At 60.6% G+C, this 23,783-nt stretch carries 24 protein-coding genes and 1 tRNA gene; 10 read left to right on the top strand and 15 right to left on the bottom strand.

Features of this window, described 5'->3' with window-relative positions; all coding sequences use genetic code 11:
* Nucleotides 1–210 precede the first annotated feature (210 nt).
* From AAEO81_RS17595 to AAEO81_RS17625, 7 genes are all read left to right on the top strand, one after another.
* Complete coding sequence (locus tag AAEO81_RS17595) at nt 211–2,079, top strand: extracellular solute-binding protein (protein ID WP_341958216.1); 1,869 nt, start codon at nt 211–213, stop codon at nt 2,077–2,079.
* A complete protein-coding gene (locus AAEO81_RS17600; RefSeq protein ID WP_341958217.1) occupies nt 2,079–3,143 on the top strand; it encodes a microcin C ABC transporter permease YejB in 1,065 nt (354 codons plus the stop codon). Before AAEO81_RS17595 ends, AAEO81_RS17600 begins: the two co-directional genes overlap by 1 nt.
* Complete coding sequence (locus AAEO81_RS17605; RefSeq protein ID WP_166594737.1) at nt 3,143–4,165, top strand: ABC transporter permease; 1,023 nt, start codon at nt 3,143–3,145, stop codon at nt 4,163–4,165. The genes AAEO81_RS17600 and AAEO81_RS17605 overlap by 1 nt, the downstream gene beginning before the upstream one ends.
* A gap of 1 nt (nt 4,166) precedes the next feature.
* On the top strand, nt 4,167–5,750 hold the full coding sequence (locus AAEO81_RS17610) for an ABC transporter ATP-binding protein (RefSeq protein ID WP_341958218.1): 1,584 nt from the start codon (nt 4,167–4,169) through the stop codon (nt 5,748–5,750).
* Between the two features lie 70 nt (nt 5,751–5,820).
* Complete coding sequence (locus AAEO81_RS17615) at nt 5,821–7,239, top strand: sigma 54-interacting transcriptional regulator (RefSeq protein ID WP_341958220.1); 1,419 nt, start codon at nt 5,821–5,823, stop codon at nt 7,237–7,239.
* A gap of 396 nt (nt 7,240–7,635) precedes the next feature.
* The gene (locus AAEO81_RS17620; protein ID WP_341958222.1) at nt 7,636–9,027 is read left to right on the top strand and encodes a GntP family permease; all 1,392 of its coding nucleotides are present in this window, start codon (nt 7,636–7,638) and stop codon (nt 9,025–9,027) included.
* 10 nt (nt 9,028–9,037) lie between these two features.
* Nucleotides 9,038–9,808 carry a 3-hydroxybutyrate dehydrogenase gene (locus AAEO81_RS17625; protein ID WP_166598664.1) on the top strand — a complete coding sequence of 257 codons (771 nt, stop codon included), beginning with the start codon at nt 9,038–9,040 and terminating at the stop codon, nt 9,806–9,808.
* Nucleotides 9,809–9,971: 163 nt separating this feature from the next.
* On the opposite strand, the gene AAEO81_RS17630 is transcribed toward AAEO81_RS17625, so the two are convergent.
* Nucleotides 9,972–11,138 carry a PilT/PilU family type 4a pilus ATPase gene (locus AAEO81_RS17630; protein ID WP_341958225.1) on the bottom strand — a complete coding sequence of 389 codons (1,167 nt, stop codon included), beginning with the start codon at nt 11,136–11,138 and terminating at the stop codon, nt 9,972–9,974.
* Nucleotides 11,139–11,319: 181 nt separating this feature from the next.
* Here AAEO81_RS17630 and AAEO81_RS17635 point away from each other — a divergent pair, with 181 nt between their 5' ends.
* Nucleotides 11,320–11,595, top strand: coding sequence for a peptidylprolyl isomerase (locus tag AAEO81_RS17635; protein ID WP_037009819.1), 276 nt, complete (start codon nt 11,320–11,322; stop codon nt 11,593–11,595).
* A gap of 128 nt (nt 11,596–11,723) precedes the next feature.
* Here the strand turns inward: AAEO81_RS17635 and AAEO81_RS17640 are convergent, their stop codons facing one another.
* The 8 genes from AAEO81_RS17640 to AAEO81_RS17675 all read right to left on the bottom strand — a co-directional run bounded on the left by AAEO81_RS17640 (nt 11,724) and on the right by AAEO81_RS17675 (nt 18,298).
* A complete protein-coding gene (locus tag AAEO81_RS17640; RefSeq protein WP_166598662.1) occupies nt 11,724–12,665 on the bottom strand; it encodes a sugar kinase in 942 nt (313 codons plus the stop codon).
* Nucleotides 12,666–12,677: 12 nt separating this feature from the next.
* The gene (locus tag AAEO81_RS17645; protein ID WP_341958232.1) at nt 12,678–13,901 is read right to left on the bottom strand and encodes an amino acid deaminase; all 1,224 of its coding nucleotides are present in this window, start codon (nt 13,899–13,901) and stop codon (nt 12,678–12,680) included.
* 42 nt (nt 13,902–13,943) lie between these two features.
* Complete coding sequence (locus tag AAEO81_RS17650; RefSeq protein WP_341958234.1) at nt 13,944–14,708, bottom strand: IclR family transcriptional regulator; 765 nt, start codon at nt 14,706–14,708, stop codon at nt 13,944–13,946.
* Between the two features lie 137 nt (nt 14,709–14,845).
* On the bottom strand, nt 14,846–15,238 hold the full coding sequence (locus tag AAEO81_RS17655) for a RidA family protein (RefSeq protein WP_166598659.1): 393 nt from the start codon (nt 15,236–15,238) through the stop codon (nt 14,846–14,848).
* Nucleotides 15,239–15,262: 24 nt separating this feature from the next.
* On the bottom strand, nt 15,263–16,054 hold the full coding sequence (locus AAEO81_RS17660) for an amino acid ABC transporter ATP-binding protein (protein WP_341958237.1): 792 nt from the start codon (nt 16,052–16,054) through the stop codon (nt 15,263–15,265).
* On the bottom strand, nt 16,051–16,713 hold the full coding sequence (locus AAEO81_RS17665; RefSeq protein WP_341958239.1) for an amino acid ABC transporter permease: 663 nt from the start codon (nt 16,711–16,713) through the stop codon (nt 16,051–16,053). Before AAEO81_RS17665 ends, AAEO81_RS17660 begins: the two co-directional genes overlap by 4 nt.
* A 9-nt stretch (nt 16,714–16,722) precedes the next feature.
* Entirely contained in the window at nt 16,723–17,385 is a 663-nt protein-coding gene (locus tag AAEO81_RS17670; protein WP_166598656.1) for an amino acid ABC transporter permease, read from the bottom strand.
* A 64-nt stretch (nt 17,386–17,449) separates the two neighbouring features.
* Nucleotides 17,450–18,298: a transporter substrate-binding domain-containing protein gene (locus AAEO81_RS17675; RefSeq protein WP_341958242.1), complete on the bottom strand. Its 849-nt coding sequence runs from the start codon at nt 18,296–18,298 to the stop codon at nt 17,450–17,452.
* Between the two features lie 507 nt (nt 18,299–18,805).
* Here AAEO81_RS17675 and AAEO81_RS17680 point away from each other — a divergent pair.
* Together AAEO81_RS17680 and AAEO81_RS17685 are read left to right on the top strand one after the other, a co-directional pair.
* Nucleotides 18,806–19,174 (top strand): NUDIX hydrolase, encoded by a 369-nt coding sequence (locus AAEO81_RS17680; RefSeq protein WP_341958244.1) that lies wholly within the window; start codon nt 18,806–18,808, stop codon nt 19,172–19,174.
* A gap of 58 nt (nt 19,175–19,232) precedes the next feature.
* Nucleotides 19,233–20,249 carry a hypothetical protein gene (locus tag AAEO81_RS17685; protein WP_341958246.1) on the top strand — a complete coding sequence of 339 codons (1,017 nt, stop codon included), beginning with the start codon at nt 19,233–19,235 and terminating at the stop codon, nt 20,247–20,249.
* Nucleotides 20,250–20,285: 36 nt separating this feature from the next.
* On the opposite strand, the gene AAEO81_RS17690 is transcribed toward AAEO81_RS17685, so the two are convergent.
* The 6 genes from AAEO81_RS17690 to AAEO81_RS17715 all read right to left on the bottom strand — a co-directional run bounded on the left by AAEO81_RS17690 (nt 20,286) and on the right by AAEO81_RS17715 (nt 23,722).
* Nucleotides 20,286–20,576: a DUF6388 family protein gene (locus AAEO81_RS17690; protein ID WP_341958248.1), complete on the bottom strand. Its 291-nt coding sequence runs from the start codon at nt 20,574–20,576 to the stop codon at nt 20,286–20,288.
* A 145-nt stretch (nt 20,577–20,721) separates the two neighbouring features.
* Nucleotides 20,722–20,797: transfer RNA gene (locus tag AAEO81_RS17695), tRNA-Asn, on the bottom strand.
* A gap of 115 nt (nt 20,798–20,912) precedes the next feature.
* Nucleotides 20,913–21,617 (bottom strand): tRNA (adenine(22)-N(1))-methyltransferase TrmK, encoded by a 705-nt coding sequence (locus AAEO81_RS17700; protein ID WP_341958250.1) that lies wholly within the window; start codon nt 21,615–21,617, stop codon nt 20,913–20,915.
* 107 nt (nt 21,618–21,724) lie between these two features.
* Entirely contained in the window at nt 21,725–21,961 is a 237-nt protein-coding gene (locus tag AAEO81_RS17705; protein ID WP_341958252.1) for a hypothetical protein, read from the bottom strand.
* A gap of 41 nt (nt 21,962–22,002) precedes the next feature.
* On the bottom strand, nt 22,003–23,304 hold the full coding sequence (gene umuC / locus AAEO81_RS17710; protein WP_341958255.1) for a translesion error-prone DNA polymerase V subunit UmuC: 1,302 nt from the start codon (nt 23,302–23,304) through the stop codon (nt 22,003–22,005).
* Nucleotides 23,291–23,722, bottom strand: coding sequence for a S24 family peptidase (locus tag AAEO81_RS17715; protein WP_341958256.1), 432 nt, complete (start codon nt 23,720–23,722; stop codon nt 23,291–23,293). Before AAEO81_RS17715 ends, umuC begins: the two co-directional genes overlap by 14 nt.
* Between the last annotated feature and the right edge of the window lie 61 nt (nt 23,723–23,783).

Consider the following 23,783-nt stretch of genomic DNA (forward strand, 5'->3'; position numbering starts at 1 on the left):
GTTCACGGTGGTGCACAGGCTTGAGCCCCGGCCGCCCGCGCCGCACTGTAGAGATGTCATCAACCACAGGAATCGTGCGGTTACAAAGATCACAGCGTTGCGGTACCTTGCCACCGGAGGTAACGAATAAAAACCACAGGACAGACAGCACCTTCCGTCCATGACCTTCAACCCTGACATTGCCCGCCAATGTCAGTCAGGATTCGTGTAATGCGTTTTGTTTTTTCATCGCTGATCGTTGCAACACTGGTCCTTGTCTCAGGTCTTCAATCCCTGTCCGCTGCACCTCAACACGCCCTGACCGTCTATGGTGAAGCTCCCCGCTACCCGGCCGATTTCAAACACTTCGACTACGTGAACCCGGATGCCCCAAAAGGCGGCAGCATGCGCCGGTCCGCACAGGAAATCGGTCAATACGATCACATCATGCCGTACCTCGACAAAGGCACCGGCGTGTCGCAAGTCAACGGCCTGCTCTACTCCCCGTTGGCGGTGAAATCCCTGGACGAGCCTTACACGGTTTACGGCCTGATCGCGGAAAAAATGGAGCGTGCACCGGACGGCATGTCGCTGCGCTTTTTCCTTAATCCCAAGGCACGTTTCTCCGACGGGACGACCATCACCGCTGAAGACGTGCGCTTTACCTATAACCTGCTGATGACTCAGGGCAGCCTGTCCTACCGCACCGAGTTCGGCGACGTAAAAGGCGTCGAGGTGGAATCGCCCACCCAGATCCGCTTTGACTTCAAGAGCAATGAAAGCCGGACCTTGCCGCTGGACCTGGCCTCGTTGCCGGTGTTCCCCGAGCATTACTGGAAAGACAAAGACTTCACCAACGGCGGCGGTTTCGATGTTCCCGTCGGCAGCGGACCGTATCGGATCGGCAAGGTCGATCCAGGCCGCAGCATCACCTTCGAGCGTGACCCGAACTGGTGGGCGAAGGACCTGCCGGTGAATCGCGGGGTTTATAACTTCGATCACTTCAGCGTCGAGTATTTCGGCGACATTGACGTCGCCCGCCAAGTGCTGCGCGGCGGCGGCTACGACTACAACCGCGAATATTCGGCCACTGGCTATTCCATCCTGTATGACAGCCCGGCACTGACCGAGGGTCGTCTGCAACGCGCGCACCTGGCCAGAGGCGCCGTTCAAAGTTCGCAAGGCTTCGTGTTCAACCTGGACCGGCCGAAATTCCAGGATCGCCGTGTGCGCCAGGCGCTGGCGATGCTGTGGGACTTCGAATGGACTAACAAGCAGATGATGCGCAACGTCTACGTGCGCCAGAACAGCTACTTCTCCAACAGCGACCTGGCGGCCACCCAGCTTCCCACCGAGTCTGAACTGAAAATTCTCGAACCGCTGCGTGGCCAGGTTCCTCCGGAAGTCTTTACCACGGTGTTCCAGACACCCAAGACCGACGGCACCGGTTTCATCCGAGACAAACAGTTGCAGGCGTTGGCGTTGCTGGAAGAAGCCGGCTGGATGCCGAAAGGCGACAAGCTGGTCAATGCCGAAAGCGAGCCGCTGAGTTTCACCTTCCTCAACGGCCAGAGCGGGTTCGAGAAGATTCTGCTGCCTTATAAGCGCAATCTGGCGCAGATTGGCGTCGATTTCGAGATCCGTCGCATCGATTCCGCGCAATACCTGAACCGGGTCATGGCGCGGGACTACGACATGATCGTGACCGGCTACGGCGTCTCGACCTCCCCCGGCATGGAGCTGTACAACAATTTCGGTTCCAGTGTGGCGCGCGATTCCGGCTCCAGCAATTACATGGTGTTGCGTGACCCGGCGGTCGACACCCTGATCAACGGCCTCGCCAAAGCCGACACCAAACCGGCGATGGTCGATTACGCCCATGCGCTGGATCGGGTGCTGCAATGGGGCTTTTACTGGATTCCCAACTATTATCCGCCGGGCTCCTCAACCGTCTGGTGGAACCGCTTCGGCATCCCCAAAGTGCAGGCCAGCAACAGTGAAGCCATCGAGACTTGGTGGGAAATCAGCCCGCAGGCGCTGACCACCGAACAGTTCGCCCAGCAACGGGGCGCCTCGGCCATTCCTTCGGAGGTGAAGTAATGCTTGGCTACCTGACGCGACGCCTGCTGCTGATCATCCCGACGCTGCTGTGCATTTTGCTGGTGAACTTCTTCATCGTGCAGGCTGCGCCCGGCGGTCCGGTAGAACAGGCCATCGCCAAGCTCCAAGGCGTGGCGGGCGGCACCATCGGCGCGGGCCACACCGAAACCATGAACGTCGGTCAATCCCGCGCCAGCCGGGGTCTGGACCCCAAGCTGATCAAGGAAATCGAGCACCAATACGGCTTCGACAAGCCTTTGCATGAGCGTCTGTGGCTGATGCTGTCGAATTACGCACGACTGGACTTCGGCAACAGCTTCTTTCGCGGCGCCAAGGTCACCGACCTGATCCTGCAAAAGATGCCGGTGTCGATTTCTCTCGGCCTGTGGGCGACGCTGATCACCTATCTTGTGTCGATCCCGCTGGGCATTCGCAAGGCGGTGAAACACGGCAGCCATTTCGACATCTGGAGCAGCACCGCGATCATCATCGGCTACGCGATGCCCGCATTCCTGTTCGCCATGTTGCTGGTGGTGTTGTTCGCGGGAGGCACGTACCTGAACTGGTTCCCGATCCGGGGGCTGGTGTCGGAAAACTTCGATCAGATGACCACCTTGGGCAAGATCGCCGATTATTTCTGGCATTTGGTGCTGCCCGTCGCGTCGCTGGTGATCGGTGGTTTCGCGACGCTGACCATTCTCACCAAGAACTCGTTTCTCAACGAAGTCACCCGCCAATACGTGGTCACGGCTCGGGCCAAGGGTCTGAGTGAACGCCGCGTGCTGTACGGACATGTGTTCCGCAACGCCATGCTGCTGGTGGTCGCGGGCATTCCACAGGCGTTTATCAGCGTGTTCTTTGCGGGTTCACTGATGATCGAGGTGATTTTCTCCCTTGATGGTCTCGGCCGCATGAGTTACGAGGCGGCTGTGTCGCGGGATTACCCAGTGGTGTTTGGTTCGCTCTTCATCTTTACCCTGTTCGGGCTGCTGATCAAACTGGTCGGGGACATCTGCTACACCCTCGTGGACCCCCGAATCGACTTCAGCGCGAGGAATGCCTGATGCGCAGACTGTCTCCGGTGGCTCGCCGACGCTTCGAGCGTTTTCGCAACAACCGCCGTGGCTGGTGGTCGCTGTGGCTGTTTTGCGGCCTGTTCGTCATCAGCCTCTGTGGCGAACTGGTCGCCAACGACAAACCCTTGGTGCTCAGTTATCAACACAGCTTGTACTTCCCTGCTTTCAAACGGTACACCGAGCAGGCGTTCGGCGGTCAACTGCCCTTCCAGCCGGACTACCGCAGCGATTACGTGCGCCAGCTCATCAGCAAGGGCGACGGCTGGATGCTGTTCCCGCCCATCCCGTTCAGCGACGACACGCCGAACTATGACCTGAACAAACCTGCCCCCAGCCCGCCCTCGGCGATCAACTGGCTGGGCACCGACGATCAGGCGCGGGACGTGCTGGCGCGGGTGATTTTCGGCGCGCGGGTGTCGATTCTGTTCGCCCTGGCGCTGACCGTCATTAGCGCATTGATCGGTATCGCCGCAGGCGCGCTGCAGGGCTATTACGGCGGCTGGGTGGATTTGATCGGCCAGCGTCTACTGGAGGTCTGGTCGGGCCTGCCGGTGCTGTACCTGCTGATCATTCTGTCGGGGTTCGTCGAGCCCAATTTCTGGTGGCTGCTGGGCATCATGGCGCTGTTTTCATGGCTCGCACTGGTAGATGTGGTGCGCGCCGAGTTCCTGCGCGGGCGCAATCTGGAATACGTCAAGGCGGCCCGCGCATTGGGGCTGGACGACCGCAAGGTGATCCTGCGCCACATTCTGCCTAACGCCATGAACGCGACCCTGAGTTACCTGCCGTTCATCCTCACCGGAGCGATTTCGACGCTCACCGCCCTCGACTTCCTCGGCTTCGGCATGCCCGCAGGCAGCGCCTCGTTGGGGGAGTTGATCGGTCAGGGCAAACAGAACCTGCAAGCCCCTTGGCTCGGCTTCACAGCCTTTTTCACGCTGGCACTCATTCTCTCGTTGCTGGTGTTCATTGGCGAGGCGTTGCGCGACGCCTTCGACCCGAGGTCCTGACGTGGCTGAAAATCTCATTGAAATCCGCGACCTGTCGGTGTCATTCAGCGGCAATAACGTGGTCAAGCACCTGAGCCTCGACATCCCGGCCGGAGAATGCCTCGCGCTGGTTGGCGAGTCCGGTTCGGGCAAATCGGTGACGGCGCATTCGATCCTGCAACTGTTACCCCAGGCGGGCACGGTCAGCACCGGCAGCATCCGTTATCGCGGGCAAGAATTGCTGGGCGCTGATGGCAAAACCATGCGGCAGATTCGCGGCAACCAGATCGCGATGATTTTCCAGGAGCCGATGACTTCGCTGAACCCGTTGCACACGGTTTCCAAGCAGATCGGTGAAACGCTGCTGGTGCACAAGGGCATGACGGGCAAGGCGGCGCAGGCACGCATTCTCGAATTGCTGGAACTGGTGGGCATTCAGCACCCGAAGAAGCGCCTGAAGGCCTACCCCCACGAATTGTCCGGCGGCCAGCGGCAGCGGGTGATGATCGCCATGGCGCTGGCCTGCGAGCCGGAACTGTTGATTGCCGACGAGCCCACCACCGCCCTCGACGTCACGGTTCAGCGCAAGATTCTGTTGCTGCTGAAAGAGCTGCAACAGCGCCTGAACATGTCGCTGCTGCTGATCAGTCACGATTTGAACCTGGTGCACAGCATCGCCCAAAAGGTCTGCGTGATGCGGGCCGGGGAAATCGTCGAGCAGTCCAACTGCCACACCCTGTTCAAACACCCGCAGCACCCGTACAGCCAGCTGTTGCTCGACGCGGAGCCTGCGGGCGAGCCGCTGCCTCGGGACACCCGCGAGAAGGTCCTTGAGGTCGAAAACCTGCGGGTCTGGTTCTCGCTGGGCGGCGGCATCTTCAACCGCCACCACGAATACCTGAAGGCGGTCGATGACATCAGCCTGAGCATCGAGCGTGGCAAGACGCTGGGGATCGTCGGCGAATCGGGGTCGGGAAAATCGACACTTGGTCAGGCAATCCTGCGCTTGCTGGAATCCCGTGGCAGTATCCGCTTCAAGGGTCACGCGCTTGACTGCCTGAACCAGAAGCAGATGCGTCCATGGCGCAAGCAGATGCAAGTGGTGTTTCAGGACCCTTACGGCAGCCTCAGCCCGCGCATGTCGGTGGCACAGATCATCAGCGAGGGGCTGGAAGTGCACAGCGAACTGGACAAGGTCCGCTGCGATGCCGAAGTGATTCGCGCCCTGGAGGAAGTCGGCATCGATCCGCTGAGTCGGCATCGCTATCCCCATGAGTTTTCCGGCGGGCAACGGCAACGTATTGCCATCGCCCGTGCCCTTGTGCTCAAACCTGCCTTGATTTTGCTCGATGAACCGACGTCTGCACTGGACCGTACCGTGCAGAAACAGGTAGTGGCGTTGTTGCGTCAACTCCAGGAGAAACATGGGCTGACGTACCTGTTCATCAGTCACGATCTGGCGGTGGTCAAGGCCCTCGCCCACGACCTGATCGTGGTCAAGGACGGCAAGGTGGTCGAGCGCGGCGCGAGTCATGATGTCTTCGATGCCCCGCAACACCCCTACACCCGGGAGCTGCTGGCGGCGGCGCACCCTGGTTACAACTGAGGGGTTACAACTGATTGGCAACAGCAGTCTGAGCGGCCAGATGCCCGGGACGGAAACGACGGAACAGTGCATGAAAGACAGTGACAGCCTCAAGGATTACCGACGCGTTCGGCGCTTAGCGATCCGTTCGTTGTTCGAAATCATCGAGCAGTCCAGTGAAGGTACTGTGATCGTGGACAAGGACGCACGGATCGTCTGGATCAACGAGCGTTATGCGCGCCGCTTCGGTCTCGAAGACCCCAGCCGCGCCGTGGGTCAGCCCTGCGAAAAGGTGATTCCGGGTAGCCTGCTGCGTCAGGTGGCGAGCAACGGCCAGCCGATCTTGCTGGACATGATGGACACCGCCAAGGACCCGCTGGTAGTGATGCGTCTGCCGATCCACGACGACGTGGGCGGCGTGATCGGCGCCATCGGTTTTGCCCTGTTCGACGAGCTGCACGCCCTCTCCCCCTTGCTCAAGCGCTACCTGAGCATGCAGCAGGAACTGGCCTCGACCCGTTCACTGTTGCGGGCGCGACAGGCCAAATACAGTTTTGCGCAGTTCATTGGCACCAGCGCCGCGAGCCTGGAGGTCAAACGCCGTGCGCGTCGCAGCGCCAGCACTGACTCTCCCGTTCTGCTGATGGGCGAAACGGGCACCGGCAAAGAGCTGCTCGCTCACGCGATTCACAACACCTCGCCCCGGGCGCACAAACCTTTCGTCAGCATCAACAGCGCGGCCATTCCCGAAACGTTGCTGGAAGCCGAATTCTTCGGCACGGCGCCGGGGGCGTTCACGGGCGCAGACCGGCGCGGGCGTCAAGGCAAGCTGCGTCTGGCCGAGGGCGGCACGCTGTTTCTCGATGAGATCGGCGACATGCCGCTGCCCCTGCAAAGCAAATTGCTGCGGGTGTTGCAGGAAAAGGAGTACGAACCGGTCGGCTCCAACGAGATGATCAAGACCGACATCCGGCTGATTGCGGCAACGTCCATCGATCTTGAGGCGGCGATCAAGCGCGGGGAATTTCGCGCCGACCTGTATTACCGCCTGAGCGTGCTGCCGATTGAAGTTCCGCCCTTGCGCGACCGGCTGGATGACATGCCCGCGCTGACCGAAGCGATTCTCGAAGAGTTACACAGCCAGCACGAGCTGGAGCCCGGAGCGATGACAATGCTCGGCCATCATGCATGGCCAGGAAACATCCGCGAATTGCGCAACGTGCTGGAACGCGCGGCGCTGCTCAGTGATGACACGCAATTGACTGCCGACGACATTCGCGTGGCCATTGGCACGGTTGTTCCTCATACCCCTGCCGCCTCGCAGCGGCGGACGGAGCCGGTCCTCAACGAAACCTACAACGACGCACGGCAGCGGTTCGACCGGGAATTGATCCAGGCGAAACTGGCGCAATGCAGGGGGAATGTAATCCTAGCCGCCCGGCAATTGGGGTTGGGGCGCTCGACGTTGTACAAGAAGATGGCGGCGTTGGGGATTGCCGAGTCTCAGTAAGGAGACAGGCTGTCTCTGAACAGAGATGCGATGACTGCTCCTCTTGCGCCTGCGCCCACGTCCTATCCTGTAGGAGCGAATTCATTCGCGAGACGTCGGTTCGGTCGATAGAAATTCGCCGGATTGACTGGCCTCTCGCGAATGAATTCGCTCCTACAGAAATGTGCGGCATTCCCGAATATGCGATTGCCTTGGCGTTCCCGAACACTGCTTGCCGGTGGAGTGGCCCGTACGGTTGCCCGATGTCTCAATAACGAGACAAAAACACATCTGGCAACTTCCTTAAAATCATAAAGCCCATTAAATTCAATGTCTTACGCACATGGCACGCTTATCGCTACACCTCCTGCCAAGCGGCTTGACCGCGTCGATAACAAAAACAACAGGAGACACTCGATGAGTGTGATCATCGCCTTGGCAGCCCTCGCGCTGTTGATGCTCGCGGCCTACCGTGGTTACAGCGTCATTCTTTTTGCCCCCATCGCCGCCCTCGGTGCGGTGTTGCTCACCGATCCGTCTGCCGTGGCCCCCGCGTTCACGGGTGTGTTCATGGACAAGATGGTCGGCTTCGTCAAACTTTACTTTCCCGTGTTCTTGCTCGGCGCCGTGTTCGGCAAGCTGATTGAGCTGTCCGGCTTTTCCCGTTCTATCGTGGCCACTGCTATCAAGCTGCTCGGCACGCGGCAGGCGATGCTGGTGATCGTGCTGGTCTGCGCACTGCTGACCTACGGCGGCGTGTCGCTGTTCGTGGTGGTGTTCGCGGTCTACCCGTTCGCCGCCGAAATGTTCCGCCAGAGCAACATCCCGAAACGGCTGATCCCGGCGACCATCGCACTGGGCGCGTTTTCGTTCACCATGGACGCCCTGCCCGGCACGCCGCAGATCCAGAACATCATCCCCTCGACCTTCTTCAACACCACCGCGTGGGCGGCGCCTTGGCTGGGATTGATCGGCACGGTGTTCGTCTTCTGCGCAGGCATGCTGTTCCTGCAACGCCAGCGCAACAAGGCGCAACGCGCGGGTGAAGGCTACGGCGCTGAACTGCGCAACGAACCGGAAACGCCTGCTGACATTCAACTGCCCAACCCATGGATCGCACTCGCGCCTCTGCTGTTGGTCGGGATCATGAACCTGCTGTTCACCCAGTGGATTCCCCAGTGGTACGGCAAAACTCACACCCTCTCGCTGCCCGGCATGGCGACGCCGGTGCAGACCGAAATCTCCAAGATCACCGCCATTTGGGCGGTGGAAGCCGCGTTGTTGGTGGGGATTGTCTTCGTGTTGCTGTTCGCGTTCAGCGCCGTGAAATCCAAACTCGCTGAAGGCAGCAAGGGCGCGGTCAGCGGCGCGTTGCTGGCGGCGATGAACACCGCGTCGGAATACGGCTTTGGCGCAGTCATCGCGTCACTGCCGGGCTTTCTGGTGTTGGCGGACGGCCTCAAGTCGATCCCCAACCCGCTGGTCAACGAGGCGATCACCGTTACCCTGCTGGCGGGCATCACCGGCTCGGCTTCGGGCGGCATGAGCATTGCGCTGGCGGCGATGTCAGACAGTTTCATCGCCGCTGCCCACGCAGCAAACATACCGTTGGAAGTCCTGCACCGGGTGGCGGCGATGGCCAGCGGCGGCATGGACACCCTGCCCCACAACGGCGCCGTCATCACCCTGCTGGCCGTTACCGGCCTGACGCACCGCGAGGCGTACAAGGACATTTTCAAGATCACCCTCATCAAGACCCTGGCGGTTTTCGTGGTGATCGCTACTTTCTATGCAACCGGCATCGTATGAGGAATCCAACATGAGTCTGCACGGCAAAACCGCACTGGTCACCGGCTCCACCAGCGGCATCGGTCTGGGCATCGCCCTGACCTTGGCGAAAGCGGGCGCCAATCTCGTGCTGAACGGCTTTGGTGACGCCTCGGCCGTAATCGAGCAGGTCAAACAGTTCGGCGGCAAGGTCGGCCATCATCCGGCGGACGTCAGCGACGTGGCGCAGATCGCCGACATGATCGCCTACGCCGAGCGTGAGTTTGGCGGCGTGGACATTCTGGTGAACAACGCCGGGATTCAGCACGTCGATGCGGTGGAAGATTTCCCGGTCGAGAGCTGGGACAAGATCATTGCGATCAACCTGTCGTCGGTGTTCCACAGCACCCGTCTGTGCCTGCCCGGCATGCGCGCCAAAAACTGGGGCCGGATCGTCAACATTGCCTCGGTACACGGGCTGGTGGGTTCGACCGGCAAGGCGGCGTACGTCGCGGCGAAGCACGGCGTGATCGGGCTGACCAAAGTGGTGGGGTTGGAGACGGCGACCAGTAATGTGACGTGCAATGCCATTTGTCCAGGCTGGGTGTTGACCCCGCTGGTGCAGAAGCAGATCGATGATCGCGGCGCGGAAACGGGCGACATCGAACAGGCCAAGCATGACCTGCTGGCGGAGAAGCAGCCGTCACTGGAGTTCGTCACCCCGTCTCAACTGGGCGAATTGGCACTGTTCCTGTGCAGCGAAGCCGGTGCGCAGGTGCGTGGTGCGGCGTGGAATATCGATGGGGGCTGGTTGGCGCGCTGATCAGACCGGACACCGAACTGTAGGAGCGTGGCTTGTCCCGCGATCGGGTGCGCAGCACTCTTGAATTCACTGCACGCGGTGCACCAGACTGGACCAAGTCGTCGGACTTTACTGCCGCTTCGCGCCAGATCGCGGGACAAGCCACGCTCCTACAGTGGCAGCTTTAGCTCCCTGGCTCATCCCGCTCATCCACCAGCCCCCAATCCTTGACGTTTGCTTTCGCGGCGGGCTGTGGAGGCGGCGGAGGCGTCGAGATCGTGTTCGCATCGCCCTCGGCGTGGAGCTTCAGGCGCAAACGCACGTTGTTTGCGGAATCAGCATTTTTCAGCGCCTCTTCTTCGGTGATCGCCCCCTCCACCGCCAGGTCGAACAGCGCGTTATCAAAGGTCTGCATCCCCAGGTTCACGGATTTTTCCATGATGCCTTTGAGCTCAGTCAGTTCATTGCGATGGATCAGGTCGCGAATGGTTGACGTGCCGAGCATCACTTCCACGGCCGCTCGACGCTTGCCATCCGTGGTCTTGACCAGCCGCTGGGAAACGAACGCCTTCAGGTTGTTGCCCAGGTCATGCAGCAACTGCGGGCGGCGTTCTTCTGGGAAAAAGTTGATGATGCGGTCCAGCGCCTGGTTGGCGTTGTTGGCGTGCAGGGTCGAAATCGCCAAATGCCCGGTGTCGGCAAACGCCAGCGCATGCTCCATGGTTTCCCGGTCACGGATTTCCCCGATCAGGATCACGTCCGGCGCCTGACGCAGGGTGTTCTTCAATGCAGCGTGAAAGCTGCGGGTGTCGACCCCGACTTCCCGCTGATTGATGATCGAGCGCTTGTGTTTGTGGATGAACTCCACCGGGTCTTCAATGGTGATGATGTGCCCGCTGGCGTGCCGGTTTCGGTGGTCGATCAACGCGGCCAGCGAGGTGGATTTGCCCGAGCCCGTGGCCCCGACGAACAGCACCAGCCCGTGCTTTTCCATGACCACGTCGAGCAGGATCGGTGGTAGGTGCAGGTCTTCGAATTTCGGGATGTCGAGCTTGATGTTCCGCGCCACGATGGACACTTCGTTGCGCTGTTTGAAGATGTTGATCCGGAACCGTCCGACGCCCGACAAGGAGAACGCCAGGTTCATCTCCAGCTCACGCTCGAAGTCCGCCCGCTGCTCGGCGTCCATGATCCCGTCGGCAATCAGCGCGACGTCGCCGGGTTTGAACGCCTCAGTGCCCAATGGCTTGAGGACGCCATTGAATTTCGCGCAGGGCGGCGCACCGGTAGACAGGTAGAGATCCGATCCATCCTGGGTGGCCAAAACCTTCAACAACGCCGGAAAATCCATAAATCACACCGCACATAAAGGTTTAAGAAGACTGCAGGTCGACATTAAGTGCGACCATCGACCCGTACCAACGTTCGCTTGAAGCCCGCGCAACGCTCGTCCGACCAAAGAGAAGGAAATTACCTGAAATTCTGTGACAAAGGCATAATGCGCGGCTTTTTTATCGAGGGGTTCATTCCGCATGAAGGCTCAAGCTCGCCATATTCTGGTCAAGACGGCCGAAGAGGCCGAACAGTTGAAGCAGCGCATCGCCAAGGGTGAAGCCTTCGACGTGCTGGCGAAGAAATATTCCACCTGCCCGTCAGGCAAGCGCGGCGGCGACCTGGGCGAAGTCCGGCCAGGGCAAATGGTCGGCGCCATCGACCAGGTCATCTTCAAAAAGCCCCTGCGCACGGTGCATGGGCCGGTGAAGAGCAAGTTCGGCTATCACCTGGTGCAGGTGTTTTATCGGGATTGAGGTGACGTTCACGCCATGAGTCTGTAGGAGTGAGCTTGCTCGCGATTGCGCCATGGCAGATGCCGCAGATGTGTCGGGTAAACGCTATCGCGAGCAAGCTCACTCCTACAGGGGATCGTGTAGGTGATTCAGACCGGCATCACGCTCCGTGGAATCACCGCACCTGGATGCTGAATCACCAGCCCCGCCAAGCGATGCCCGGCGTCCGCTGCCTCTTCCGGGCTGCCGCCACGCAGGCGTTTCGCCAGGTACGCTGCGCTGAATGAATCCCCCGCCGCCGTGGTGTCCACGACCTTCCGCACCGCATGCGCCGGAACCTCATAACGCCGCTCGCCCGCGCGCACCAGGCAGCTTTGCGCACCCCGCTTGATCACCACTTCGGCCACGCCCAGTCCGCGATAGGCGTCCATGATCTGCTCACTGTCGGTGTAACCGAACAGTGCCTGTTCGTCGTCCTCAGTGAGCAAGGCAACGTCCACTTCATGCATCACGGCCCGATACGCCTGTCGCGCCTGATCGACGCTGCGCCACAGCCGTGGGCGGTAGTTGTTGTCGAACACCACCCGCGCGCCGCGATCACGGGCATCGCCGAGGCTCGACAGCAGCCGCGCCCTGCCCACTTCCCCCAGCACCGCCAGGGTGATGCCACTGAAATACAGCACGTCGTATTCCGGCAGCGCTTCCAGAATCGGGTCGGCCGATGGCGTGGTGAAGCATTCGCGCACCGCCGCTTCGTTGCGCCAGTACAGGAAACGCCGCTCGCCGTTAGCGTCGGTCTGAATGCAATACAACCCCGGCAAGCGGCCCGGCAGACGCTGGACCCGGCTCAAGCCGATGCCTTCGTCCGCCCAGATGCCGCACATGGCGTCGCTGAAGCTGTCATCGCCCAGTGCCGTGACGTAATCCACCTGCGCCGCCGAACCCAACAGGCGCGACAGATAGACCGCCGTGTTCAAGGTGTCGCCGCCGAAGCTCTGCTTGAGCGCACCGTCGGCGTGCTGTTGCAGCTCGATCATGCATTCGCCAATCAAGGCGACGCGGGGATGACTGTGGCTGACCAGTTCGCTCATCACAGGCTCCCGTCAGAAAAAGGTTTCGAAGGTTTCGATGACACTCAAGTCGTCGCCCACCAGACAGCCCGTGCGCCACTTGTCGAAGGTCAGGCAAGGGTGCGAGGTGCCGAAGGAAATGATGTCGCCGATCTTCAGCTCGACGCCCGGCGCGACGGTCATGAACGCGTGCTGGTCCATCACGGCAGTGACCTTGCAGGCACTGACGTCATCGCCTTGCGCGGGCACCACGCCCGGTGTGTAGCGTTTGATCGGGTTGGGCATGCCAGCGTCGAACGCCACGTCACGCTTGCCCAGTGCAATCACGGCAAACCCCGCCTCCGGCATCGATTGCACGTGGGCCCAGACTTCCATGGCCGGTTGCAGGCCTTCGTTCAGGTCGTGGCGACGGTCCAGCACGCAGCATTGGGCTTCTTTGTAAATGCCGTGATCGTGCACCACGTAGCTGCCGGGGCGCAAAACAGCGAGGAAGCGGTCGCGCACCTGCTGTTTGTCGAACTCTTCGGCGATCAGGTCGTACCAGGCCGAACCCGAAGCGGTGACGATTGGGCGATCCAGCGCGAACGCACCTTTGTCTTGCAGGGTCACGGCCAGACGCACCAGCGACGCGGCAAAAGCGCGAATACCGGCGATGGCCTTGTCGCCATGAATCACGCCCTCATAGCCTTCAATGCCAGTGAGCTTGAGTGCCGGTTGCGCGGCAATCGCGTCGGCCAGGGCCATGACTTCTTCTTCACTGCGGCACCCGCAACGGCCGCCGACCACGCCGTATTCGATCATCACGTTGAGGTGCAGGCCTCTGGCAGCGAAGAACTCGCCGAGGGCTTTGACGTTGTCCGGATGATCGACCATGCAATGGAAGTCGAACATCGAGTCGCTGAGCATCTCTGCGATGATCGCCATGTTCGGCGCGCCCACCAGTTGGTTGGCCATCAGCACCCGGCGCACGCCGTGGGCGTAGGCAGCGCGGGTCTGGGTGGCGGTGGCCAGGGTCATGCCCCAAGCGCCGTGCTGCAGCTGACGCTGAAACAGCGCGGGAACCATGCTGGTCTTGCCGTGGGGGGCCAGCTCGGCGCCGCTGTCACTGACGAATCTCTGCATCCAGCGCAGGTTGTGTTCCAGCGCTTTATCGTGGATGACCAGCGCGGGCAGGCTGACGTCGCGAACCAGTTGGTCGCCTGGGTTAGCGGCGCCTTTCTCGACGACGGCGTCCTTGTTTACGGTGGCAGTGGTCATGTCTGTTCTCCGGAATTCTTGTTGGTGTGAAAAGACGAACCGTCAGTCGTTGACCCGGCGGGCCAAGCCGTTTGCGCTGTCGATCAGCACGCGTCGGTAGTCGTCGTAATGCGCGGTCGCGTCGGCCCGTGGCGCGACGATGCACAGGGTGGCAATGCAAATGCCCTGCTTGTCCTTGACCGGCGCGGCGAAGCAATGGGTAAACGTGTCGGCGATGCTGTTGAAGGAAAAGAAGCCTTCGGCATGAGCCTTGCGGATCTCCGCGAGGAAGGTCTCCAGCGGCAGGCGAGTGCCGTCCGGCAGGATGAAATCCTCGGGGTCGATCAGGTCGGTGATCGCCTGATCGCTCAGGTGGCCCAGCAGCAGACGGCCCGAGGCGGTCCACGGGATGGGCGCGTCTTCGCCGATGTCCGATGAAATGCGGAAATGCCGGGCGCCCTCTTTCATCAGCGCGACGGTGTATTTACGGCCGTTGAGCAGGCACATCTGCGCGGTTTCACGGGTCTGGTCGACGATCTCGCCCAGGCTGATTTCGGCCTCACGGGTGAAGTCGAAATGCCGTAAATGCGCCTGCCCGAGAAAGTACAGCTGACGCCCCAGGTAGACGTGGCCGTCCTTGCCCACGTTTTCCAGAATCCGCCGCTCCAGCAGGGACGCGACCAACTCGTAGACCGTCGATTTCGGGCTGCCGATGCCGCTGGCAATTTCGTTCGGACGCAGGGGCGTGCCCGTTTCCTTGAGGAAATCGAGAATATCGAACGCCCGGTCCAGACCACGGGCCCGGCGTTTGATGGTGTCTTCGGTCATAAGAGCAGTTCCGAGCTGAGCGGCGGGGGTGCACAGCACACCGCACGCCTGTAAAAAGAGGCGCCAGTTTCAAGCTGCAAGCTCCGAGCTGCAAGTGGCGCAACGACGCGCTCAGCTTGCCGCTTGAAGCTCACCGCTTATAGCTGTTTCTTCTTGTACGCAATGCAGTCGATCTCGACCTTGCAGTCGACCATCATGTTGGCCTGTACGCAGGCGCGGGCCGGGGCGTGTTCGGGTTTGAAGTATTCGCCGAACACCTTGTTGAAGCTCCAAAAATCCCGTGGGTCTTCCAGCCACACGCCGACGCGCACGACATCTTCCAGGCCGTAACCGGCCTCTTCCAGAATCGCCACCAGGTTCTGCATCGTCTTGTGGGTCTGCTCGACGATACCGCCATTGATGATTTCGCCATTCTCGGCGGGCACCTGACCGGACACGTGCAGCCAGCCATCAGCCTCTACAGCGCGGGCGAAAGGACGTGGCTGGCCGCCACCTGCGGTGCTGCCTGCGCCGTAACGAGTAATGCTCATGAAATTTCTCCTTCGGTTGAGCGTTTAAAAACGGATGTTCTTGAGGAATTCTGCCAGACGCGCCGATTTCGGCTGCTCGAACAGGGCTTTGGGAGGGCCTTGTTCCTCGATGCGGCCCTGATTCATGAAAACGATCTGGTCGGACACTTCATAGGCGAAGCGCATTTCGTGGGTCACGAGCAGCATGGTCATGCCCTCTTCGGCTAGGCCCTTGATCACGCTGAGCACTTCGCCGACCAGTTCAGGGTCCAGCGCCGAGGTCACTTCGTCGAACAGCATCAGGCTCGGGTTCATGGCGATGGCGCGGGCGATGGCCACACGCTGTTGCTGACCGCCGGACAACTGGCCCGGATAGTGATTGCGACGCTCCAGCAGGCCCACCCGCTCCAGCCATTTCTCGGCCAGCGCAACGGCCTGATCCTTGGGCAGCTTTTTCACTTTCAGCAGGCCCAGGGTGACGTTCTGCAACGCCGTGAGGTGCGGAAAAAGGTTGAATTGCTGGAACGCCATGCCAGTCATGGCACGGTGCTGGGCGATGACTTTTTCAGGGTGGCGCACGCGCTTGCCGTTCACGTCGCTGTAGCCGATGTCCTGGCCTTCAAGGCGAATGTGCCCGCCCTGAAACTCTTCCAGCAGGTTGACGCAGCGCAACAGCGTGGTCTTGCCCGATCCGCTGGAGCCGATCAGGGTCACCACGTTGCCCTTGTTCATTTTCAGGTCCACGCCCTTGAGCACTTCAACGGGGCCGTAGGATTTGTGCAGCCCTTCGATGCTCAGCAGAGCCGGGGCGGCGGTCGCGGTTTGAGTCTGTGTCATGGCAAGGCCACCCGTTTTTCGATTTGCCGCCCGAGAAGCTCGATGGCGTAGTTGATGACGAAGAAAAGGAATCCGGCGAACAGGTAAAACTCAAGGGTCATGAAGTTGCGGGCGATCACTTGTTGCGTGCTGAGCAGCAGCTCCGCCACGCCAATCACCGACAGCAACGTCGAGGCCTTGACGATTTCGGTGGACGAGTTGACCCAGGTCGGCAGGATCTGGCGCAGGGCCTGAGGCAGCAGCACGTAGCTCAGGGACTGGCTGAACGTCAGGCCAATGGCCTTGCCTGCTTCCAGTTGCCCGCGAGGAATCGCCTGCAGCGCGCCGCGCACGATTTCCGCGACGTGGGAGCCGCAGAACAGCGTCAGGCCCAGTGCCCCGGCGTTGAAGGCGGTGATCTGCCAGCCCATGGCCGGTGCCATATAAAAGCAGGCCAGCACCAGCACGAAGACCGGCGTGCCGCGAATCAGGTCGACGTAGGCGCGAAACGGCAAGCGTGCCCACCATTTGCCGTAGGTCAGGATCAGACCGGCAAACACGCCAATCACGGTGCCGCAGATGATGGCAAGGCCCGCGCACTGCACGCTGGTCAGAAAGCCGTTCCACAGGGCTTCGCGGGCGATCCACAGTTCATGCAGCCAGGTCGGTTGTTCGTACATGTCGGCCTCCTAGCGGCGAATCGCCAAGCGCTGTTCGAGGTAGCGCAAGAGCATGGCGATGAGGTAACAGGCCGCGACATACAACGCCGTGGTCACCATCCAGGTTTCGATCACCCGGTAGCTCTCGACGTTGATCTTGCGCGCGTAATAGGTCAGTTCCGGCACAGCGATGGCGGCTGCCAGCGAGGTGTCCTTGAACAGCGAAATGAAGTTGTTCGACAGCGCCGGCAGCACGTTGCGCAGCATCACCGGCACGATGATGTACGCCCTCACCTGCCATTCGCCCAAGCCAATCGCCAATCCCGCTTCGCGCTGGCCTTTATGAATGCTCAACAACCCGGCGCGAAACACTTCGGTCAGGTACGCCCCGGCGTACAGCGACAGGGTGACGATGAACGAAGGGATCTTGTCCAGGCGAATCCCCAGGCTTGGCAACGCGAAGTAGATCAGCAGGATCAACACCAGAATCGGCGTGTTGCGGATCACCGTGACGTACACCGACGACACCACCCGCAGCGCGCGGTATTTCGACAACATCGCAAACGCCGCCATCAGGCCAATCACACAGCCGATGGCGATGGAGATCAGGGCCAGCTCAAGGCCCAGACCCAATCCCGCCAGCAGGCTGGGGAAATCCCGCCAGACTGCCGCAAAATTCAACTGATAATTCATGGTCAAGAGTACCTGGGACGGGAAGGCGCCACGGCCTTCCCTGCCCCGTCAATTACGGGTCGCGTTACTTGTACTCAACCGGGAAACCGATCGCTGGGCTCGGCAACTCGACGCCAAACCACTTCTTGAAGGATTCCGCGTAGGCCGGGAATTCCACGCCGGTCATGGCTTCATGCAGCGCGGTGTTGACGAAGTTCAGCCAGTCCTGATCGCCGCGTTTGACGGCACAGGCGTAGGTCTGCGGGCTCCAGGCGAAGGCTGGCGAGCGATACCGGCCAGGGTTCTGCACCATCAGGTATTTGACCGAGGACTGGTCGGTGGCCGCGGTGTCGGCACGACCGGAGTTGATGGCCTGGTACATCAGGTCAACGCTGTCGTATTGGTCGACCTTCGCTTTGGGCAGCGCCTGGTGCACCAGTTCCTCGGCGTACACGTTCTGCAGCACGGCAACGGTCACGCCATCGCCAGCGGCTTTCAGGTCGTCGATTTCCTTGTACTTGCTGTTGGCCGGCAGCAGCAGCGCCACGCCTTCGCGGTAGTACGGCAGGGTAAACGCCACCTGTTGGGCACGGCTCGCGGTGACGGTAATGAACTGGCAGCTCATGTCCACTTTGTCGGTGAGGAGGTTGGGAATCCGCGCATCGGAAGACTGCACCACGAACTCGACTTTGCTCGGGTCGTTGAACAGGCCCTTGGCGACGATGCGCGCAATGTCGATGTCAAACCCCTGCAATTTGCCGTCTGCGCCCTGGAAGTGCCACGGGGCATTGGTGCTGCCGGTGCCGACGACCAGATGGCCACGTTGCAGCACGCTGTCGAGCTTACTGTCCGCCGCTTGCGCGGTGGTTGCCAGTGTCGCCGTCGCTGCCAGAACGAATGCACAAGCTTTCAGAAAAGAAGGTCCGCGATGCATGTGATGAACTCCGCCGAGAAGGTGTTTATTCCGCTATACCGGAACTATGTATGTAACAACGGAATGAACAGCAGAAAGTGTGCCACAGAACGGGCAGCAAATCCCAGCGCAAGAAAAACGCGGAATATCAAAGGGCTAGCCATACAGGCCGTTATGGGGAGTGAACAAACGAGGTGTCCGACGCGCTACTGTTCGCCACATCGCTGTGTACCCGGGCCCCACCGTTGTGCACGGCGCGCCACAACCGCGCACTTAGCGCGCAGCACCGCGTCCCATATCCGAAACAACACGGGGGCAATAAAAACGTAACGGGATTGCAGCCTTAAACCCACGGCGTTTAGCTACGCTCAACAGCATCCAGGACGGACCCGCCCCTACTTGCCTGACAGATCAGGGGAACATTGGCACCGTAAGTGCTTCGAAGCTGTATATGAAGCTTTTATGACAACCACGTGACCAAGCGTCCATGAGACGCATCTCACCGGTTGTGCGGTGGAGGAACAGCCAATGAAAGAACGCGCCACAGTCATTTGCCGACGGGAAGATCAGATCCTGTACGTGCGCAAACCCAACGCCCGCTGGACGCTGCCCGGTGGCAAGGTCGAAGCCAATGAATCCCCGGCTCAGGCTGCCGAGCGTGAGTTGCGCGAAGAAACCGGGCTCATTCTCAATGAACTCTCCTACGTCAGCCGTTTCGAAGGTGGAAGCGTGTTGCATCACGTGTTCGAGGTCTCGGTGACCTTTATGGCCACCCCGACACCCAAAAACGAAATTGCCGATTGCAAGTGGTTCACCGTCAAGCAGCTCAACGCTTTGAAGGTCAATCCCTCGGTGAAATCCATCGTCAAAGCTTTCCTGAGCGATGCGATTCTCTAGTCTCCGCTGGCAATCGTGCCCCTGACCGAGCCGCAAGGCTTCGGAAGGAGTCATGACCATGTCACTCGATCCCATTCTTCTCGTCGGCGGTTCCGGCGTCGTCGGCCGCCAGACTGCTCGCTGGTTGCGCGAACGACGTCCTGAGCTCCCGCTGTTGATCGGCGGCCGCAACCCCGTAACCGCTGCCGAAGTCGCGACGCTTGTGGGCGGCGCGCAACCTGTGGTGGTCGATTCAGCGACATCGGGCCTTGGCTTGGCGCACGGGCAACGTGTCAGCGCGGTAGTGATGCTGGCGCCAGATGACGGGCTTCATTGCCTGAAACTCGCGCAAGAACAGGGCGTTCCGTACCTCACAATCGTCAATGGTGTGGTGGAAATCGGCCCCGAGCTGGCTTTTTTCGCCAACCACCCGAGCCAGGCGCCGATCATCTTCGCCAGCCACTGGCTGGGCGGCGCGGCCGTATTTCTGGCGATAGACGCCGCGCGGCACTTCGACACCGTAAAGTCGATCCGACTCGGCTCGATCATCGATGATCAGGATCTGGCAGGCCCCACCGCACTGGAAGACATGGAGCGCGTTCACGACACCGCCCCCGCCGCACTGGCCTTTGCCAACGGGCGCCGCACCTGGCTGATCAATGAGGCCACCGACGGGACGTTTCGGACCATTGATGGGCGAACACTGGACGCCAAAGCGTTCTCGACCTTTGACACCGCCAGCCTTTACGCCCTCACCAGCGCGCCGGACATTCGCTTCGACCTGGCGACAGGCGCCTCGTCGAGCCGGCTTGGCGGCGGCCGCCCCGGGGCTGAAATCGTGGTCGAGGTGGAAGGCGAAAAAGCGGGCCAAGCGCTGCATGCCCGCTCGACCCTATCATTCGAGGAAGGCTTGGCATCGCTGACCGGGCTGTGTGTCGCGTTGCTGCTTTCCCCCGCGTCGGGTCAGAGTGGGCGCCCGCTTCCGACGACGGGCGTCCTGCTGCCGGAGTTGCTGTGGGAGGCCGACGCCTTTCTGGATCAACTGTCTCGATCGGGCGTGGTATTGACCCGACAGGATCCCCGTCCTGCCGGCTGATACTTGTCACGCTCGCCGTTCACTGAGGTAACGGCTTCAGGCATTCAGCATCTGGGTTTGCAGGCGCAACTCATGCCGACGCTCTTCTCGCATCGCCTCCAATTCCGCCGGCGACCGGGCCAGGAATCGAAGCGCAAAGTCATAAGGGTTGGTGCCGTGGTCCTCGACTGCGTTCAGATACGCGGTCTGCGCGTGCTGCTGGCGGCGCTCTTCCACATACAGCCCGCCCGGATGCTGACTCAGGCTCGCCAGCTCTCGCTGCAGTTTCTCGTTGCGATGGATAAAGATTTCAAGCGCCTTGGCGACGCGTTGATCGTTGAAGGGCATGGGTTTCTCTCCTTGATTTGCCTGTGACCGTATCGGCCGCCTTCCTGAAATATTGCGCGCAGTTCGTCGCTTTTCCGTTTTCGCGACACAAAACCCGCACACACAAAAAAGGCCAGCGATGCGCTGGCCTTTTCGGTGTTTCGTATGGCTCCACGACCTGGACTCGAACCAGGGACCCAGTGATTAACAGTCACTTGCTCTACCAACTGAGCTATCGCGGAATGCGAGCTATCTTACTGATTGAAAAAGAGAAGTCAAGCGAGCGGATAAAAAAATCTTCTATTCCACCGCCGTCCAGTGCAACTCCCTTTTCCTACACTTCCTGGCGGAATGGACCTACGACGACTCCGCGAGCAACACCGTGATCCACGTCACCTGACGCTCAAGCTCCTGCACCTTTCCAGCGGGTAAGGTCTCTCTCGCGCGGGCAAGGTTGAGTAATGTCCGCTGTTTGAGATTAAGAAGGCGCTCCCATTTAGCCAGAAACGCGGCGCTACGGGCCTGCATCAGCAAGGGACCGAAGAACAGTTCTTCCTCGCGATACGCCACCGGGCCACTCCGTTCCGCCACGATGATTTCGTAGTCGAATCGGTTCTCGCGCAACACCTCTTCGCTGAGAATCCGGTAGTCGTGCTCCATCAACCATCGACGCAAGGGTTGCTCGCCGCCGTTGGGTTGCAGGATCAGACGCTCTTCACCGGTCAATCGCGACTGGCCACTCGCCAGAATGTCGCGAATCGTCTCTCCGCCCATGCCGCACAGGCTGACAGCGTTGATCCGGTCGCGGGCTTCGATAGCCTGCAGGCCATCGGCTCGGCGCACAATGATTCGTTCGCTGAAATCGTTTTCACGCACCGTACGCGTCGCGGCCTGAAACGGGGTCAACGCCACCTCACCCGCTACGGCGGATTCGATCAGGCCACGACGCATCAGCGCCACCGGCAGATAAGCATGGTCCGAGCCGATATCAGCCAGCCGCGCGCCTGTCGACACATGCGCCGCCACGCGCTCAAGGCGCTCGGACAATGTCTGTTCGTTCAACGTCGGCCTGCTCCGTCCGCACTTCCGGCCCCCATGAGCCGGATTGGGGCGCGATTGTGTCGGGTGTGACGTTACATTTCAAATGCAAACGCGGGTGACGCCGTGAATCAGTCCGCCCCGTCAACGACGTGGATGTCCCTCAACCCTACGCGTGCAGCCTGCCCGACAATCTCGTCAGGCGACGCCTCGCCGTTGGGCATGATCAGGCTGTTCTCAGCGTCGCCGAAATGCAGTTGAAGCAGATGCATCGCGGCTTCATGGACCGGCAGACGGGCCTGTTTGAGCTCGAACCGATGGGTCCGGGCCTCGTCGTTGAAAACATATTGAACCGTGTAAGTACGCATGGATGAGTCCTCGTAAAGAAAGAATCGGCGAACATCCTGACTTAACAGTCAGTTTTTAGTTCAGCCTTATTCCCGACTTTCCACAACTCATCGAGCTTGGTCGTGTAGCTCTGACTCATCATTTCCCGCCGCATGGCCCACCCCGGGTCCTGCGGAACACTGGCGCAGCGCAACGTGCCCCTGCCCCATCGCCCGTTGATGGCATCCAGCACTTCCATCACCTTGGTCGCGGTTGCCGGTTGCGAGGCGGCGAACAGGTCGTCGGTAAACTCCCCCGGCTGCCGCAGGTCCATCAGCAATACCTCGGCCTTGCTGTAGCGATACCCCGGCCGAAACAGGCGATTGACCGCTTCGGTCGCCGCCTTGCTCATCAGGCGCACGTCGTTGGTGGGATAGGGCAATTCCACCAGTGCGGCATTGGCGTAGCGAACCTCTTCGGGGTTGAACATGCCCGTGCGGATGCTGACCCGAATCTTCTTGCACAAGGAGTTCTGGGCACGCAGCTTTTCCGCCGCTCGCTGGGTGTAAGCGGCCACGGCCTGCTGGATCGACTCGATGTCGGTGACCCGGTCACCGAACATGCGGCTGCAGCAGATTTCCTGCCGGGGCGCTTCGGTTTCTTCCAGCGCCAGGCATGACGTTCCAGCCAGCTCCCGGGCGGTCTTTTCGATCACCACGCTGAACTTCTGTCGCAGCATCCAGTAATCGGCCCGCGCCAGATCCATGGCCGTATTGATGCCCATCGCGTTCAAATGTGCCTTCATTCGCTTGCCGATGCCCCAGACCTCGCCGACATCGCTATTGCGCAGCACCTTGTCCCTCAACGACGGGTCGCACATGTCGAACACACCTTCGTTACGCCCTACACGCTTCTTGGCAACATGATTCGCCAGCTTGGCCAAGGTCTTAGTGCGCGCGATTCCGATCCCCACTGGCAGGCTGGTGTGCATGAGGATCGTCTGGCGAATCTCACGGCCAAATGCCGTCAGGTCGCCGGGGATGCCGGTCAGGTCGGCGAACGCCTCGTCGATGCTATACACCTCAAGGGCGGGCACCTTCGACTCGATGATGGTCATCACCCGCTCGCTCATGTCGCCGTACAGCGCGTAATTGCTGCTGAATGCCACCACCCCGTGACGCCGCAGTTCGTCCCTTATCTTGAAATACGGCGCGGCCATCTGCACGAACGGCTTGGCGTCATAACTGCGCGCGATCACACAGCCGTCGTTGTTCGACAGCACCACAATCGGCGTCTTGACCAGATCGGTGCGAAACACCCGCTCGCAGCTGGCGTAGAAGCTGTTGCAGTCGATCAGCGCGAAAACCGGCTCAGGCTTTGCCATGGGCGCGAATGCTGTGCTTGACGACACCCCAGATCATCAGGTCATCGCTTTCCAGCACGCGGCGAGGCGGATAACTCGGGTTTTCCGACTTCAGCATGACGTCCGCCCCGCGCATGTGCAGGCGCTTGCACACGGCTTCGGTATTGAGCGACGCCACCACGATGTCACCGTGTTCGGCGTAAAGGCTTCGGTCGACGATCACCAGGTCGCCGCAGAAAATCCCGGCGCCCTGCATGCTGTCGCCTTCGATCCTGACCAGATAGACGTGGGGCGCACGGATGTCGAACAGCTCGTCCAGCGACAGGTGTTTTTCAATGTGATCGGCCGCAGGCGACGGGAATCCCGCAGCGGCATGGGAAGAAAAATAGGGCAAGCGTTCGCCGCCAGCCTTCAACGGACCCAGTACGGTAAGACTCATGATGTGTGCCTTGTTTGAATAACTGTATGCATATACAGTTAACGCCGTGACCGGGCTTTTG

The organism is Pseudomonas sp. RC10 (genome assembly GCF_038397775.1).
In the GTDB taxonomy this organism is placed as follows: Bacteria; Pseudomonadota; Gammaproteobacteria; order Pseudomonadales; family Pseudomonadaceae; genus Aquipseudomonas; species Aquipseudomonas bambusae.

Excerpts from the sequence above, each read along its gene's own strand:
- AAEO81_RS17715 (WP_341958256.1), bottom strand. The coding sequence starts at position 23,722 with ATGAGTCTTACCGTACTGGGTCCGTTGAAGGCTGGCGGCGAACGCTTG.
- AAEO81_RS17615 (WP_341958220.1), top strand. The coding sequence starts at position 5,821 with ATGAAAGACAGTGACAGCCTCAAGGATTACCGACGCGTTCGGCGCTTA.
- AAEO81_RS17645 (WP_341958232.1), bottom strand. The coding sequence starts at position 13,901 with ATGACCACTGCCACCGTAAACAAGGACGCCGTCGTCGAGAAAGGCGCC.
- AAEO81_RS17675 (WP_341958242.1), bottom strand. The coding sequence starts at position 18,298 with ATGCATCGCGGACCTTCTTTTCTGAAAGCTTGTGCATTCGTTCTGGCA.
- AAEO81_RS17655 (WP_166598659.1), bottom strand. The coding sequence starts at position 15,238 with ATGAGCATTACTCGTTACGGCGCAGGCAGCACCGCAGGTGGCGGCCAG.
- AAEO81_RS17665 (WP_341958239.1), bottom strand. The coding sequence starts at position 16,713 with ATGTACGAACAACCGACCTGGCTGCATGAACTGTGGATCGCCCGCGAA.
- AAEO81_RS17680 (WP_341958244.1), top strand. The coding sequence starts at position 18,806 with ATGAAAGAACGCGCCACAGTCATTTGCCGACGGGAAGATCAGATCCTG.
- AAEO81_RS17650 (WP_341958234.1), bottom strand. The coding sequence starts at position 14,708 with ATGACCGAAGACACCATCAAACGCCGGGCCCGTGGTCTGGACCGGGCG.
- AAEO81_RS17640 (WP_166598662.1), bottom strand. The coding sequence starts at position 12,665 with ATGAGCGAACTGGTCAGCCACAGTCATCCCCGCGTCGCCTTGATTGGC.
- AAEO81_RS17625 (WP_166598664.1), top strand. The coding sequence starts at position 9,038 with ATGAGTCTGCACGGCAAAACCGCACTGGTCACCGGCTCCACCAGCGGC.
- AAEO81_RS17595 (WP_341958216.1), top strand. The coding sequence starts at position 211 with ATGCGTTTTGTTTTTTCATCGCTGATCGTTGCAACACTGGTCCTTGTC.
- AAEO81_RS17635 (WP_037009819.1), top strand. The coding sequence starts at position 11,320 with ATGAAGGCTCAAGCTCGCCATATTCTGGTCAAGACGGCCGAAGAGGCC.
- AAEO81_RS17630 (WP_341958225.1), bottom strand. The coding sequence starts at position 11,138 with ATGGATTTTCCGGCGTTGTTGAAGGTTTTGGCCACCCAGGATGGATCG.
- AAEO81_RS17600 (WP_341958217.1), top strand. The coding sequence starts at position 2,079 with ATGCTTGGCTACCTGACGCGACGCCTGCTGCTGATCATCCCGACGCTG.
- AAEO81_RS17690 (WP_341958248.1), bottom strand. The coding sequence starts at position 20,576 with ATGCCCTTCAACGATCAACGCGTCGCCAAGGCGCTTGAAATCTTTATC.
- AAEO81_RS17685 (WP_341958246.1), top strand. The coding sequence starts at position 19,233 with ATGTCACTCGATCCCATTCTTCTCGTCGGCGGTTCCGGCGTCGTCGGC.
- AAEO81_RS17620 (WP_341958222.1), top strand. The coding sequence starts at position 7,636 with ATGAGTGTGATCATCGCCTTGGCAGCCCTCGCGCTGTTGATGCTCGCG.
- AAEO81_RS17660 (WP_341958237.1), bottom strand. The coding sequence starts at position 16,054 with ATGACACAGACTCAAACCGCGACCGCCGCCCCGGCTCTGCTGAGCATC.
- umuC (WP_341958255.1), bottom strand. The coding sequence starts at position 23,304 with ATGGCAAAGCCTGAGCCGGTTTTCGCGCTGATCGACTGCAACAGCTTC.
- AAEO81_RS17605 (WP_166594737.1), top strand. The coding sequence starts at position 3,143 with ATGCGCAGACTGTCTCCGGTGGCTCGCCGACGCTTCGAGCGTTTTCGC.
- AAEO81_RS17670 (WP_166598656.1), bottom strand. The coding sequence starts at position 17,385 with ATGAATTATCAGTTGAATTTTGCGGCAGTCTGGCGGGATTTCCCCAGC.
- AAEO81_RS17705 (WP_341958252.1), bottom strand. The coding sequence starts at position 21,961 with ATGCGTACTTACACGGTTCAATATGTTTTCAACGACGAGGCCCGGACC.